The following is a 13,828-nucleotide window of genomic DNA, read 5'->3' as shown; positions in this document are numbered from 1 at the left end:
CAAAGAAATGAATAGTAATCCTATAAAAAATTAGCGTTTCAAGATGCTATTTCTTTGATTAGTTATATGTATCATCATGCAGAGGATATATTTAAAGAGTTCTAAATCGTTGTTAAATCAAATTTTAACTACTACAAAAGAAGGATTAAGCACATCATGGGATGATATAAAGAAAACTACTCCCGGCAATGTAGTAGAGTACGATTTATGGCAAATGGAAAAGCAAGTACCTGAATCTGAAATAATAACTGAGAAAGCAAAAAGCGGACAGCTGCGAAGTATAAAGATATCTTGCTTTTCGGTTGATTGCTCAAAACCACTTTAAAAAAATAGCGATTTCTTCAACCGGCATCAGAAGAGGAGTTGAAGATTTTCTTAATCAAAATATTTTGCTGATAAATTTACTGAAGAAGAACAAGGTTGTTTTGTCTTATTCTTAGCATATAAAATATTTAGATATGGTAATAAGGTATATCTCAAATATTTTAGCGAGCAACAGCCGGAGCTAATTACAAAAATTTTCGATGATTATCCTCATTTATTTTTTAGGAGAGAGGCAATTAACATATGTATTAAAAATAAAGATGGTAGACAAAAAGCATTAGATGCAATAAAGTTAAAATCGTCAGATAAATTTTTTAAAGATTGCTTTGATACAGTATTCCCTAAGGTAGATGTTGTTGTAAACCTCATATTTGAAGAAGAACCTAAACCGAAACACGTACCTAATAAACCTGAGCTTGTATTTAACTTAGAGCTCATACCTTTAAATATAGACGAAAATGATGATGTACTACCAACAAGTAATGTAGAAAATAACCACTAAATTTTTAAAATGACTAGCATATATCACATTCTTGACCGTGTTCCTGCTATTTATAAGCAGGACATGGAAATAGAGTATGAGCATTTGGCTATGCAATTAATTAAGTCCGGTAAATTACGTATAGATACCGATGATTGCTGCAATTTTGCAAGGTTTACTGAACCTGCTCTTAATATAAGCTTAATGGTTAGTCAAGAAGAGCTAACAAGCCCGCATTTAATCCCTGAAACTACCAAGCTTTTTCAAAATTTATACAGAAATTCCGCTTCAGATCAAAAAATAAAATCAATTTTCGATAATTTAAAAAAGCAAATACAAAAGCTACAGCCGGTTAAGAAAGAAGTAACCGAAATGCTAGCACGTATTTTTGTTCAGTCAGCTCATCCGATCGTAATAAGGTGGCTTCTTCTTAATAAGACGGAAGTATTTCTTACCTACTCACATAATATCGGCGATATGATGGATATGGTTAGCTGGCAACGAGTAGGCGGTAATAGCGGTATGCAAAGCACTAACGGCAAGGACGTAGCTATTTTTGTTTCATGCGGCGGTAATCCTTTTGCTGAAAACAATAAAGATCATCCTACTTACGGCAACGGCTTTGCTGCAGCAGCAAGACTTCAGATTATCGCAGCCCAAGAGCTTGGGCATTTTGCCGATATAAAGAGAGATGATAAAGGCAGGCAAATAACTCGCCATTCGGCTAATTTTTCCGGTACTAAAGCTACCGATAAAGTACGAATTGCTAGAAAAAATGACATAATACATTGTCATAATTTGCTGAGTAAGCTCCTTAAAGCAGGTATGAAAAAGCAATTAGATTATGAAACGAAACTTAAATTTTATAATGCAAATAAAGTTAGCGGCTTAAAAGTTTATGCTATAAAATTCATGATTTTTATATATAAATTTCGGCTTTTAAATTATAGCAGTAGGAATAATCTAATATTTGTAAGAAAATTTAAAACCGATGAATATATGGCATTAATGATTGATGCTATGTTTAAAGATATGCAAGCTAATTTATCACCGGCAGCTGACGTGTATAAAAATAAAAACCCTGAAATTGAAGAAGCGATAGCCTGCATTGAAGCCTTAGCAAGAGTACCGCAACAAACCGTAAAATGGGGATATTTAACTACCAAAGAAACTATGCATGACCTTTATAAAATATATTATAACGAGGTTATACCTTCTTTAATTACTAGCTATAATGCTATCACCGGTGAAAATTATCAACGTGATTTTAAAAAGCCAAAAAGTAATTTCTTTTCTAAAATCAATATCTTTAGTCACAAAAAGTTAGTACTAAAACCGGTTAGGGAATTATGAGTATACTGATGTGAAATGAAGAATGGTAGACGAAGATTAACTTCAAAAAGAGCAAGGAATTCACAAGGCGATGAGGCATTGCTGCGTGGATATTGTTTTTTCGTCATTGCAAGGAAAATCACAAAGTAATTTGACGAAGCAATCTCAGGAGTTTGTTATTATTTCATGAGATTGCCACGCAGCCTACGGCTGCTCGCAATGACGATTTGGTATCCCGCACAGGAATGATATTTTTAGAACAATATCTTTAACTTTATGAACCCTTTGGTGGCTAGTATATTTGCTGCGTAAATTACAGTTATACGTTGCAAATAGCTCAATATTCTTATGAGCGGTAAGTAAAATTGCACCTACATTATAGCCGACTTTCGGTGTGCTGCTACTTGTAGTGTTCTCAAAGTAATTATCTGCCCAAATAAATCTAGCTTTCACCTTAGGTTGCTTATTGCTAAAGCTATTTTCTACAGAAGCATGTAGTCCCGGTACTATTTGAGTATCGTTTGATAATCTATTAGGAGCGGTTAATTTTATGCCTGCAATCCCTGTAGTTAAGTTACCGGACTTACCAGCGACATACATATTATTCACACCTGTACCGGTTTGCTGCAGTATAAGTATATCCATTAGGAACAAATCCATCTCCATTACTCATCCTCAAAATTGATAGGGCGGCTACATCATTCGCCGTGTGAACCCTATTAATATTAATCACAATATTTGTACCGAATGCCGTAGGGAGATTTTGAAAAACTATACCGCTTTCTCCTAAAGCATTTATAGTAATATTACCTTCAAGTACTACATCACCGGTAAGAATTACGTTACGTCTAAGATCGAATGTCGAGCCATTAACATTAGCATTACCGTTAATTGTAATGTCCTGCGTGCGAATATTATAAGTTCCCGAATCAAAATTAGTTTGTCTAGAATGAATATCATTATGCAATTTGTGTTCATGATTACCTTCAAACATCACTTTAGAAACTTGTTTGGTTTGTGAGCCGATTTAATAAATATCAGGAATCTTTACGAAAGTTACCTCTCCTCTCATAGTTTTAGTAGTAGTAATATTACAGGTAAAACCTTTATTAACCCTTACCTTCCCAAAACTTATAAACTCTAAATTCCCTGTATCTATTACACTGCCGTTGCGATGTTTCATATCAACTTTTTCTTTAAATACAAGCTCAATAGATTCAACGGCACTAATATCATTACCGGTAATGGTTAGCTCAGAACCTGTTCCATTACCGCTTATAAGCTTTAGCTTTGCTTTTGCATTATTATTATTGGCGCCATATGCAAGAGGTGCTCCTAAAGCATTTTGAACTACCCTTTGAGTTTGCAGATTGTCAAAACGTTAGTTATATTGTTAACTCTTGTAGTTGGATTGCCTTCAATAATAGTAAATACCCAATTAAAACCATAAAGATTAATATCATTAATATTAATATTTTGGGCAAAATTAACCATATGGTTATTTTCTGCGATAATAATATTGTCATTATCTTGTGGAAGATAATGGTTGTGATTATATCTTCAATCATTCATCGTACCTATATTAGAAGATGGATTTCCCGCCGGAATAATATCCGCCGCAAAGCCTCCCATGCTTGCAAGCAGCCCAATACTACTGGTTGCTAGTAAAAGTTTATTAAAAAAATTTTGTTCTTATTAGTTATAACTTCCCCTATAACTTATTGCTTTTAATGATTTTACCACTTAACTTATCGGTCATTATACACTATTTATTTACGACACACAATAATTAATGAATAAATTTACTATTAGTTAGTATTTATTAATTATTTACGATGGCGTGATTTATGAAATTTAAGGGAAATAGGCTGGTTTAATGAAAGGTAGGGGTTATGGTGTTTGTTTGGTAGGTAATCGTCATTGCGAGCAGGCATTGCCCGTATGGATCAGTTTTCCGTTGTCATCCCGTGGTTTGACCACGGGATGACACCTAGTGCGTTTTTCGATCCGCACAACAATGTCGTAATTTCCTCGCAATGACGTCAAAATAACATCCTATTCATCATCTATATTAGAAAGCTCATCTTGTAATTCTCGAGAAAATACATCCTCATCATCGTTAGAATCATTCGATTTCTTAAGAGAGTTTTTGAAATTATTTAGGTCTTTATTTTCAAATATTTCAATAGATTTTAAAGTCTCGTTTGGAATTATAACTATAATATTTTTACTTAATTCATCTAAATAATCAGTGGTAACGGCAACTTTCAGTACTCCTCCATATTTGCTCTGTTTGCTACTTACTACAAAATCTTTTAAAGATTTACTTTTAAAATAGTTTTCAGAAGTAAAGATCATTGTTATAAAAAATAGTACTAACGAGATAGTAGTACCTACGGCAAATCCTGCTAATAGCCCTAAGAATCTGTCAATAAAACCGTTTCTCATAAATGAAATTATAGCAAGAAATTTATAAACTATAAAAACACATAAAATTAAAGCAATAACATAAGATATAACACCGGCAATAATTATTCTTATAACCTCATTATCCATATATTTCCCGATTAGGTCAGAAATATATGGATATAAAAAATATCCTAACATTATAGAAGTAATAAAACCGAGTATTCTAGTTGCAAACCCGATTATGCCTTGATATAAGCCGAAAAATGAGAAAAGAGTAATAATAGCAAAAATAGTAATATCAAAAAATGTGATCATTATTGTTAACTTCTATTGAATAATTGGATTTAAATCTTATATATTATATAATTAAAGTTTAATTTATGGGCGATAAAATTTTTCATAACTTATCCGGTAAAACACTAGTTGCTACACCGCATGTAATTACAAAAGGCATTTACCATAAATCCTTAATTTATATGTTATCACACACGGAAGAAGGAGCAATAGGATTAATATTTAACCGCTTAGTAAATCATATAGATTTAAAATCGTTTTTTAAAATAAAAAATGACGAAATAACAACCCCGGTTATGGTTCCTATATATCTTGGCGGACCCGTAGAACATGAAAAAGGGTTTTTTCTTCATTCTAGCGATTATAATAAAAATTTGTTATTGGATTTCCATAATGATTTAGCAGTAAGCTCTAATTTAGAAATTTCAGAAGATATAGCTTTCGGTAAAGGACCTAAAAATAGTTTATTCATTGTCGGTTATACAGCATGGAAACCAGGGCAGCTTGAAGAAGAATTAGAGACAAATCTATGGCTGGTTATGGATTGTAATAAAGAATTTATTTTTGCCGATAATCCTGAAAGTAAATGGCATAATGCATTAAAACACTTAGGCATTGATGAAATACATTTCTCATCACAAATAGGAAATGCTTAGAGATTATCTGTTAACCATTTTTCGGTAAGCCTAAGCAATAATGCTTTAAAAATTTTCCCTGACTGCTAATTAAATACACAAAATTAGAATGTTGTAATTCATATCTGTTTGTTTTTACATCAAATATTTTGGATGTATAGAAGACCTTAAATTGATCTGCTAATTGTTCAATATCTTGGACTCTCCCTGTTAAACCTATAAAATTATCATCTATTTTTTCTAAATATTTTTTTAATACTTCACTTGTATCATGCTCAGAATCTAGAGTAATAAAAACTACTTGTACTAAAATATTCTCTTTCTTCAAAATCTTAATAATATCTTCTACTCTTTTTAGTGTTTGATTGTCATATAAGGAATAGGTAGTACCAAAATAAATCAAACTTAAATGACCTTGCAAATGGGTACTATCAAATTTCTTTCCTTCTTGATCTATAAGAGTAAACTTAATTTTAGGCGAATAGTCCATATTACTAGTTTTCGCACCAATCTTAAGCTTAGACGGAGTTAATAAAGAATACAATAAACATAAAAATATTATGCCCGTAATCATAGCTAGGGCTATAAAAATTTTTATAATATACATTTGGTTTTTATTATTTCTCATAACCTAAGTAATTATTAATATTTATTTATAATAAAACTTATTCTTATCATATATGCAATAAAAATCATCTTTCAGTATATTAAATATCGTAATATCTAAATTGTGATATTTTTAGTTAAAATTAATTAATTTATTAACTAAATTGAAATTTTTTGAGTTAAGATTATTAAATAAAAAAACAACTAAGAAACGGATTAATTATGTACAATTATACCGTTTATGTAAAACGTTTAAATGATAAATTTAAAAAACAAGAACATACGGAAATAGTAGATAGTACTATTTCAAATACTAAATGACAACAACAATGCAACTCAACCGATACAAACACTCCTAAATCAAAATTTGTTTGAAATAACAAATAATATTGAACACAATAAAGCAGAAAATATGAGGGATATAATGATGTTGAAAAAAGAAGAAATAAAGGAAGCAGAAATGGAACATTTTATATCCAATATGTAAAGGATAAAAATTTTATCGACTTAATTAATAAAGATAGTGAGAAATATGAATCTATTATTGATAGGAGTAATAAAGCTATAATTATATTAGGGCAAGAGAAAAAAGATTTAAAGCTCATAGCTAATTTTCTTAAAGACGGTGAATTAATATTAGAAAGTAATAAGTATGGAAATTGGGACTGCTCAAAAAAAGTCTAACCACAAGTTCAAATATTTTAGATAGTTTTTATATAAAAAACGCAAAATATTTAACATATAACAGTTCTTATTTGGATGCTGCTAATTCATCCTCTGAATCTACTATTGACAAATTTTTCCTACAAAAAATTCTAACTTTTCCCTTGTCAAAGCCAATCTAGAAAAACTTGTCGGTATATTTGAACAATTTACTAAATTATATTGATATAAATGAAGGTAATTTATCTATAGTAGTGACTGATAGCCCAAGCAAGCAATAATCATACTCATATATCTAAAATTATTGATGACACTATAAAACTCGGTAATTTTAGCGATGAACAAAAGAGTATCATTAATAAAATAAAAAATTCTATTTTTACTTCAAGCTAGCGAGCAAGCAAAAGACTATACAAAGCTATTAAATATTAGAGATGATAATTATATCATTCTAGATAAATATAATAAAATAACAATCGACGGCGAAAATTTAACATATATTTTAAATTCTATAAATGTAATTAATAAAGAAGTACCAATTAGTATCAATTAGCTTACATATATAGAAAATAATTTAAGTTTTGAAGATGTTTTGCCTAAAACAGACAAATTGAAACAATTAATAGATATAGTAAATTATTATAAACAGTTAGAAGACAATGCCAAAACTATAGGAAATTTCTTAGAAACCGTTAAAAAATTAAATCAGCTTTTAGAAATACCGAAATCAGAAAATAAATTAGAGAATCTTCTAAATTACCTTAAATCTTTATCTAACATCAAATTTTCCGAAAAAGAAAATTTGGTTACACTTAATTCTGCAAAATGGTTTAACGATTTATTTACCTCGGGGCATATAATATAAAAGAAAAGTTATTAGAATCATTTAAGCATACAATATGCAAAGATAAAGATTCATTTTATAACAAATTAAATGAGACTATTGAAAAATTTTATGAAGATATCAAAAATAACGATGTTTTAGACTTAAAAGCAATCAATAATATATATATAACTTAAAAAACTTTTTACAACATATTAACAATTCTAGCACTGATGTTGAAAATTTAGATAATATTAAATTATTTTTAACAAAGAGCTTTAAGAATTTTAATAATATATTAGGTATAACTATAAATAATAGCATTAGTAATTTAGAAAAACTAATAGGCTCGCTCAGTCAGCAAGCAAGAAGCTAAATCTCTTTGGAAGTATATTACCACCTCTAAATCTATTACAGAAATATCTCAAAATCTCGATAAAGTAATATATGATAAGCTTTTACATCAGCCTGTGTTACCTGATCAAGCGCTACCTATTTATAATTTATTAGAAAAATTACTAAAAGAAACTCACAAATCTATTAATGATTGTTATAAAAACGAAAACTTATATAAACATCAATTAGCAAAAATTTATTGTCAACAAGCACAAATCTGTACACCTAATGGCTCAACAAAACTATCTAAAGACTCAATAGGATTGTATGAAAACGCTGCTAACCTTGGTTCTGAAGAGGCGAATATAAAACTTGGGAAGATTGAATTTAAGAGCGGAAATTATGTAAAAGCTTTAGAATATTTTAAAAATACTACTCATATATCTTATGCAAAAGAAGCTTTTAATGAATTATTACATCTAAAAGAATCAGAACTAAAAAAGAAAATACAGCAAAAGAATCCGCAAGATATAGCTAAATTAGCATCAGAAATAATTGAATTATATTCAAGCCAAGGTGATTTTTATAACCAATATAATCTAGATATATCAGAAAAAAGTCTGCAAGATTCACTAAAAGTATTTTGTCTTAATACGAAAGCTCTCATAGAAAAACAAGGAAGACCTAAACCTTATGGAATATTATATGATTTGTCTAAAGAGTTAACATCAATAATTTCTTCACCGTGTAGTCAACTTAAATTTATACAAAAAACTGAAAAATATAAAAATTTAGCAGAAAAATTTAAAGAAGAAAAACTAGAAACTAATTATACGAATATTAAGACAAGCCGGTCACATGATTCATACTTTAAAGTTCGATGATTTACACCTTAATTCTTCATTTAGACCATATTATGATAATAATGAAGATTCTAGCAATATGTTAGGTGCTTGTTATAATTCCTCAGAGTTAGCCTCAATGAGAAAAATTTAATATCTCTTAATACAATTTCTATAGACAAGCAGAAATGTGGTGCTAGTATAAAAATAGCTATATTTAACGATGAATTAGATTATGACAAATAATCAATTTTCCGAAGATACCAAAAAAATTGCTGATCAAATAAAAGATGCATTAATGGGTATTAGTGACGATCTTGTACTTGAAAGTAAAGAGGTAGAGGAAATTTTTGAAGAATTAAGCCAAAATGAAGAATTTGAGTATGAGATGGAACGAATGCTTTCTATCTTAAATGAACAAACTATGGATCTAACTCAACTGCAAAGTCGGATTATCTTATTAATCCGTAAGTATTTAGGTAAAACTAAAAACTTAAAGCTTAAAATGCTTAAAATGGATGAGAAGCTCATTAACAAGAATGTTGCCGAAGTCAGTAATTATTTAATGCATCAGCATTCTAAAATAGTTAGAGATGCTAATAAAAACCTTACAAACCCAAAAGACAAATTACAAGGTTTAACCAAACAAGCTAGAATAGACTTAAAACGTTTATTAAAAAGCTTTGCCGTTTACCAAATTTATATGTTTATGAACCCAAAAAGAATAGCAGGCGAAACGAAGCTAATGAACTTCGCCTATAATATGATCAAAGGGGGCATGAAACTCGCTAAAAAATATGAAGGCGGCAAGGAACAAGAAATTAAATCATATTCACCTAAACTTATTAAAAAACTTGAAAAAGCTCATGTCGGCTTTAAAAAAAGTGGCGGTATATCAATTTAACTATTGTATCTTTTTATAAAGAGCTTATACTAAACTAACATTAATATTATTATAGGTATCAAGCTTTCAACTTAAATTATTCATGTAAACTTAATATTGCGGAACTAATAACTTGGGTACATCTTGGCTGCAGTACTCAAGAAAAACACCACGCTCAACCTGTAAAAATTAACATAAAACTCTTTCTCTCAACTCCTCCCCTTGCTACTGTAACGGATAATATAAACGATACTGTTTGTTATGCAAAAATCGTACGGCTAGTACAAAAACTTTCTCAAGAAAATCACTTTAATCTTATCGAGTATTTAGCCGCACAAATATATGTGATATTATTATCAAAATTTTATCGAATCTAAATTAGAAAAGATTTTTCTAAACGTAACCGTTACTAAATTAAAATCACCGGTTTCAGGCGTGCATGGCGGAGTTTCTTTTTCTTATTCAGGAAAGGAGACACTATGATTTATATTTCTATAGGCAGTAATTTAGGTAATAAACTTTTAAATATTAAAAAAGCTCTAAATTCACTAAAAAGTTGTAATTTTATATCGCTTAAGCAATCTATTATTTTTGAAACACAAGCTATTCTACAACCTAATGCAGATAAAGCTTGGGATAAATCATATTTAAATATGGTGGTGCAGGGACGCCTAGTAAACTTCTAATTGAGCTTAAAAAGATTGAAAAACAACTAGGTCGAGCAAGCTCTTACGATAAATGGTCTCCAAGAGTTATTGACTTAGATATCCTACTTTGGAATAATTGCCATATAGATTTACCTGATTTAAAGATACCGCATCCTGAATTATTAAACAGACCATTTCTTATTCATCTAATTGCAGGTTTAAGCTTGGAATGTCGTTATTCATGTCCGATCAATAATTTTTACAACAATAAAACCTTTGCAGAAATAGCACATTTAATTGAAAATCAAGGAGTTATACGCTCTCTTGTTTTAAATCCTCAATTTGTCGGTATTTTAAACATTACTCCTGATTCTTTTTCTGATGGAGGATTGAGTTTTCATAAAGAAGATGCCGTTAGAAATTTTGTATGCTTGATAAATGAAGGGGCGACAATAATTGAGCTTGGATCACAATCAACACGTCCTTCTGCTTTAATTATTAATGAAGATGAAGAATATGCAAGGCTTAATAATGTTCTTGAAGAGCTTAAGGAAGTTATAGTCAGTATTGATAGTTTTACTCCTGAAGTAATTAAACGTGTTTAAAAAAAATACCCTATTTCCTGTATCAACTTGGTTAAAAATAATCTAGATGATTATACATTACGATTAATTGCCGATTATAATTGTAAAATTATTACTATGCATTCATTAACCGTTCCACCGCAAAAACAAAAATGTCTTGATTTCGATAAATCTCCGATTGCTAGCTTAAATATATGGACAGAGCAAGAAATAACAAAATTAGAAAAATGTGGATTTGATAGAAAAAATATCATTCTTGATCCTGGAATTGGTTTTGGAAAATCCGTTTATCAAAATTTATATATTACAATATATTAAAGAATTTAAAAATCTAGGATGTGAGATATTGTTAGGACACTCACGAAAATCTTATATTTCCTCTTTTTATAATTCCAAAGCATCGGAAAAAAACTTAGAAATAATAGCAATATCAAAATATTTAATGGAAAACGTAGTTGATTATTTACGAGTGCATAATGTTATAGAGCATCAAAGATTTTTTGTAGCAGACCATATGATTAACTATATTTTATGAAAAATAGAAAAATCATCGGTATAATGGCATGTGACCCACAAGGGGTGATAGGTAATAAAGGTCAGATGCCTTGGTCTTATACTAAGGAGTTTGAATATTTTTATCAGACGGTAAAAAATAATATTATAGTCATGGGATGAAAAACCTTTGACTCTATACCTACAAAGATTTTAAAAAATTGTATTTGTATTGTTTTTTCAAGAAATACACCATTACAATCTTATAATAATATATTTTTTATTAAATCCTTAGATGATTTTGGCAGGTAATAAAACCTTTTACTGATAAGAAAATTTTTATGGTTGGAGGGGCAGAAATAGCAACTCTTTTCCTAGAACAAAATCTTATTGATGAATTTTTACTTACAAAAATAAATAAAAATTATGATGGAGATACTTTTTTGCCTCTTAATCTTTTAGCAGAATGGCATTCTGTAATAATAGATAAAACAAACAATTATCAGATTTATAAATTTACTAAGAGGAGGTAAGATGAAATTTTTAGAACAGCTTAATATAAAAATCTTGAGCAATATAACCTCTTAAATCATCCATTTTTCAATTATGGCATATGGGAAAACTTACTCATTCTACTTTACAAATTTACACAAAAGAATATTATCATCACGTTACAGCTTTCCCACGTTATATTAAGTGCAATACATTCCAAATGTAGTGATATACAAGCTAGACAAATATTACTTGGTAATCTTATAGAAGAAGAACAAGGTGAAGAAAATCACCCGGAACTATGGAAACGTTTTGCTAAAGGACTTGGATGTTTAAGAAACCAACGCACTGCAGAACCTAAATTAGACTCAACTCAAAAACTTGTTCAAGGTTATTAAATTAACAGAGGAATCTTTTTCTATAGGTCTTGGAGTACTTTATGCTTATGAGCGTCAGACTCCTAAAGTATCTGACTCTAAAATTCAAGGATTACAAAAATTTTATGGAAATTCAGATTACAGAACTTTACAGTTTTTCATTGTTCATAGTAAAGTTGATCAATGGCATACACAAGAATGTGCAAATTTGATTAATAATTTAAGCTCAAAAGAACAAACATTAGCATATCAAGGAGCAAAACTACTATGGCAATTTCTAGACAGTATAAATGCAACGTATCAATAATTTAACTATTATTCTTTCATAAAATGAAAAATATCTTCCTACATTCCTTAAATCTTGAGAATTATCGTAATTTTAAAAATCTTGAACTAAAAACAGATAATACACCAATAATTTTAATAGGTGAAAACGGTAGCGGTAAAACTAATATTTTAGAAGCTATATCGCTATTTTATCCAGGAAGAGGGCTGAGATCAGCAAAACTTGCCAATGTATGCAAAACTTCAGAAGATCATTGTCTAGTTAAAACTCTATTGCAAAGTAAGCTAGGACTTGCAGAATTTACCACCCAATTTAAACGTAGTTCTAATAGAAGGATAACTGAGTATAACGAAAGTAAAATAGCCAATAATGAGTTAAGTAAATTCACTAGCATGATATGGCTGACTCCACACATGGAAGGAATCTTTACAAGCGGTAGCAGTGATAGAAGAAAATTTCTTGATAGAATAGTTTATAATTTTGATCCAAAGCATGCAGAGCTAGTTAGTAAATACGAATATTACATGCATGAGAGAAATAAAATTCTAGTAGAAGATATAAGAGATGATAATTGGCTTAAAATTATTGAAGAAAAGATGGCTGATATTTCTAACCATATTGCTAATAATCGCTTAAAAACCTTAGAATTTATGCAGCAAGCAATAGATGACCTTGAAAATGAATTTCCAAAAGCCGATTTATCGATTGACGGCATTGTTGAACAAAAAATATTAAACGGCAAAGAAAATATTGTTAGTTTTATTACTGCAGAACTTTATCAAACAAGAAGCAAAGATAAACTACTTGGTCGCACTAGTTTTGGAGTTCATAAAAGTGACTTTTTAGTAAAGCATCAAAAGAAAAATATCTTAGCCAAATTCTCTTCTACCGGTGAACAAAAAGCTATATTAATTGCAATAATCCTTGCTGAAATGAATTATGCTATAAAGCTAACTAAAATAGCACCGATTTTACTTTTAGATGAGGTCTTTGTGCATTTAGACGACAAAAGACGTCAATATTTAATCGAATTTTTTACCGGCTTAAACATGCAGCTATGGGTTACCACTACCAATCTAGAGGGAATAGAAAATTTTGCAACTAAAGCACAATTGATTAAGTTATAGTTTGTTTAATAATGTCATTCCTAGCTAAAAGCGGTGTTGTTTCATGACTCTTGATGTCATTCCTGCTTTCGCAGGAATGACATCAAGAGTATTTTCTGATCCATACAATAAAGCACTATCCCAATCAGATTCACAAGAAAAATTTCATCCTTCTTGATTTTTATCGCACCTCTTAAAAAACCAAAATAACTATTA

Annotated in this window: 11 protein-coding genes and 6 pseudogenes; 13 read left to right on the top strand and 4 right to left on the bottom strand. The window is 29.7% G+C overall.

Features of this window, described 5'->3' with window-relative positions; genetic code table 11:
* The first annotated feature begins 109 nt into the window (after positions 1-109).
* From WSW_RS1000000113160 to WSW_RS0105205, 3 genes and pseudogenes are all read left to right on the top strand, one after another.
* Positions 110-325 (top strand): hypothetical protein, encoded by a 216-nt coding sequence (locus tag WSW_RS1000000113160; protein ID WP_238528518.1) that lies wholly within the window; start codon positions 110-112, stop codon positions 323-325.
* A pseudogene (locus WSW_RS1000000110905) lies at positions 303-826 on the top strand (hypothetical protein). Before WSW_RS1000000113160 ends, WSW_RS1000000110905 begins: the two are co-directional and overlap by 23 nt.
* Positions 827-835: 9 nt before the next feature.
* Positions 836-2,158: a DUF2748 family protein gene (locus tag WSW_RS0105205; protein ID WP_016917339.1), complete on the top strand. Its 1,323-nt coding sequence runs from the start codon at positions 836-838 to the stop codon at positions 2,156-2,158.
* A 233-nt stretch (positions 2,159-2,391) separates the two neighbouring features.
* On the opposite strand, the pseudogene WSW_RS1000000109520 reads toward WSW_RS0105205, so the two are convergent.
* The 3 genes and pseudogenes from WSW_RS1000000109520 to WSW_RS0105175 all read right to left on the bottom strand — a co-directional run bounded on the left by WSW_RS1000000109520 (position 2,392) and on the right by WSW_RS0105175 (position 4,861).
* Positions 2,392-2,782 (bottom strand): annotated as a pseudogene (locus WSW_RS1000000109520) (autotransporter domain-containing protein).
* Positions 2,739-3,631: pseudogene (locus tag WSW_RS1000000113155) on the bottom strand (hypothetical protein). The pseudogenes WSW_RS1000000109520 and WSW_RS1000000113155 overlap by 44 nt, the downstream one beginning before the upstream one ends.
* Positions 3,632-4,192: 561 nt before the next feature.
* Positions 4,193-4,861 carry a CvpA family protein gene (locus WSW_RS0105175; RefSeq protein ID WP_016769775.1) on the bottom strand — a complete coding sequence of 223 codons (669 nt, stop codon included), beginning with the start codon at positions 4,859-4,861 and terminating at the stop codon, positions 4,193-4,195.
* Positions 4,862-4,926: 65 nt separating this feature from the next.
* On the opposite strand from WSW_RS0105175, the gene WSW_RS0105170 reads away from it, so the two are divergent.
* Positions 4,927-5,496 carry a YqgE/AlgH family protein gene (locus WSW_RS0105170; protein WP_010976730.1) on the top strand — a complete coding sequence of 190 codons (570 nt, stop codon included), beginning with the start codon at positions 4,927-4,929 and terminating at the stop codon, positions 5,494-5,496.
* Between the two features lie 10 nt (positions 5,497-5,506).
* On the opposite strand, the gene WSW_RS0105165 is transcribed toward WSW_RS0105170, so the two are convergent.
* Positions 5,507-6,103: an SCO family protein gene (locus WSW_RS0105165; protein WP_016917337.1), complete on the bottom strand. Its 597-nt coding sequence runs from the start codon at positions 6,101-6,103 to the stop codon at positions 5,507-5,509.
* 1,233 nt (positions 6,104-7,336) lie between these two features.
* On the opposite strand from WSW_RS0105165, the gene WSW_RS0105150 reads away from it, so the two are divergent.
* The 9 genes and pseudogenes from WSW_RS0105150 to recF all read left to right on the top strand — a co-directional run bounded on the left by WSW_RS0105150 (position 7,337) and on the right by recF (position 13,633).
* Positions 7,337-7,609 carry a hypothetical protein gene (locus tag WSW_RS0105150; RefSeq protein ID WP_016917336.1) on the top strand — a complete coding sequence of 91 codons (273 nt, stop codon included), beginning with the start codon at positions 7,337-7,339 and terminating at the stop codon, positions 7,607-7,609.
* 428 nt (positions 7,610-8,037) lie between these two features.
* Complete coding sequence (locus tag WSW_RS01000000108440; protein WP_016917335.1) at positions 8,038-8,787, top strand: hypothetical protein; 750 nt, start codon at positions 8,038-8,040, stop codon at positions 8,785-8,787.
* Between the two features lie 193 nt (positions 8,788-8,980).
* Positions 8,981-9,649 carry a DUF5394 family protein gene (locus WSW_RS0105140; RefSeq protein WP_016917334.1) on the top strand — a complete coding sequence of 223 codons (669 nt, stop codon included), beginning with the start codon at positions 8,981-8,983 and terminating at the stop codon, positions 9,647-9,649.
* A gap of 95 nt (positions 9,650-9,744) precedes the next feature.
* The gene (locus tag WSW_RS1000000110895; protein WP_338000719.1) at positions 9,745-10,005 is read left to right on the top strand and encodes a dihydroneopterin aldolase; all 261 of its coding nucleotides are present in this window, start codon (positions 9,745-9,747) and stop codon (positions 10,003-10,005) included.
* A 102-nt stretch (positions 10,006-10,107) separates the two neighbouring features.
* Positions 10,108-10,314: a 2-amino-4-hydroxy-6-hydroxymethyldihydropteridine diphosphokinase gene (locus WSW_RS1000000113975; RefSeq protein WP_016917333.1), complete on the top strand. Its 207-nt coding sequence runs from the start codon at positions 10,108-10,110 to the stop codon at positions 10,312-10,314.
* Positions 10,269-11,394: pseudogene (gene folP / locus WSW_RS1000000113150) on the top strand (dihydropteroate synthase). The gene WSW_RS1000000113975 and the pseudogene folP overlap by 46 nt, the downstream one beginning before the upstream one ends.
* Positions 11,391-11,884: pseudogene (locus WSW_RS1000000111710) on the top strand (dihydrofolate reductase). The pseudogenes folP and WSW_RS1000000111710 overlap by 4 nt, the downstream one beginning before the upstream one ends.
* 78 nt (positions 11,885-11,962) lie before the next feature.
* Positions 11,963-12,527 (top strand): annotated as a pseudogene (locus WSW_RS1000000114135) (CADD family putative folate metabolism protein).
* A gap of 23 nt (positions 12,528-12,550) precedes the next feature.
* Positions 12,551-13,633, top strand: coding sequence for a DNA replication/repair protein RecF (gene recF, locus WSW_RS0105105; protein ID WP_016917328.1), 1,083 nt, complete (start codon positions 12,551-12,553; stop codon positions 13,631-13,633).
* Positions 13,634-13,828: the final 195 nt, after the last annotated feature.

The organism is Rickettsia honei RB (assembly GCF_000263055.1).
GTDB classification, from domain to species: domain Bacteria; phylum Pseudomonadota; class Alphaproteobacteria; order Rickettsiales; family Rickettsiaceae; genus Rickettsia; species Rickettsia rickettsii.
This window is presented reverse-complemented; position numbering and strand designations above follow the sequence as displayed.

What these genes read in the sequence shown, in the direction of transcription:
- WSW_RS0105205 (WP_016917339.1), top strand. Translation starts at nt 836, where the DNA reads ATGACTAGCATATATCACATTCTTGACCGTGTTCCTGCTATTTATAAG.
- WSW_RS0105165 (WP_016917337.1), bottom strand. Translation starts at nt 6,103, where the DNA reads ATGAGAAATAATAAAAACCAAATGTATATTATAAAAATTTTTATAGCC.
- recF (WP_016917328.1), top strand. Translation starts at nt 12,551, where the DNA reads ATGAAAAATATCTTCCTACATTCCTTAAATCTTGAGAATTATCGTAAT.
- WSW_RS1000000113975 (WP_016917333.1), top strand. Translation starts at nt 10,108, where the DNA reads ATGATTTATATTTCTATAGGCAGTAATTTAGGTAATAAACTTTTAAAT.
- WSW_RS0105175 (WP_016769775.1), bottom strand. Translation starts at nt 4,861, where the DNA reads ATGATCACATTTTTTGATATTACTATTTTTGCTATTATTACTCTTTTC.
- WSW_RS0105140 (WP_016917334.1), top strand. Translation starts at nt 8,981, where the DNA reads ATGACAAATAATCAATTTTCCGAAGATACCAAAAAAATTGCTGATCAA.
- WSW_RS0105170 (WP_010976730.1), top strand. Translation starts at nt 4,927, where the DNA reads ATGGGCGATAAAATTTTTCATAACTTATCCGGTAAAACACTAGTTGCT.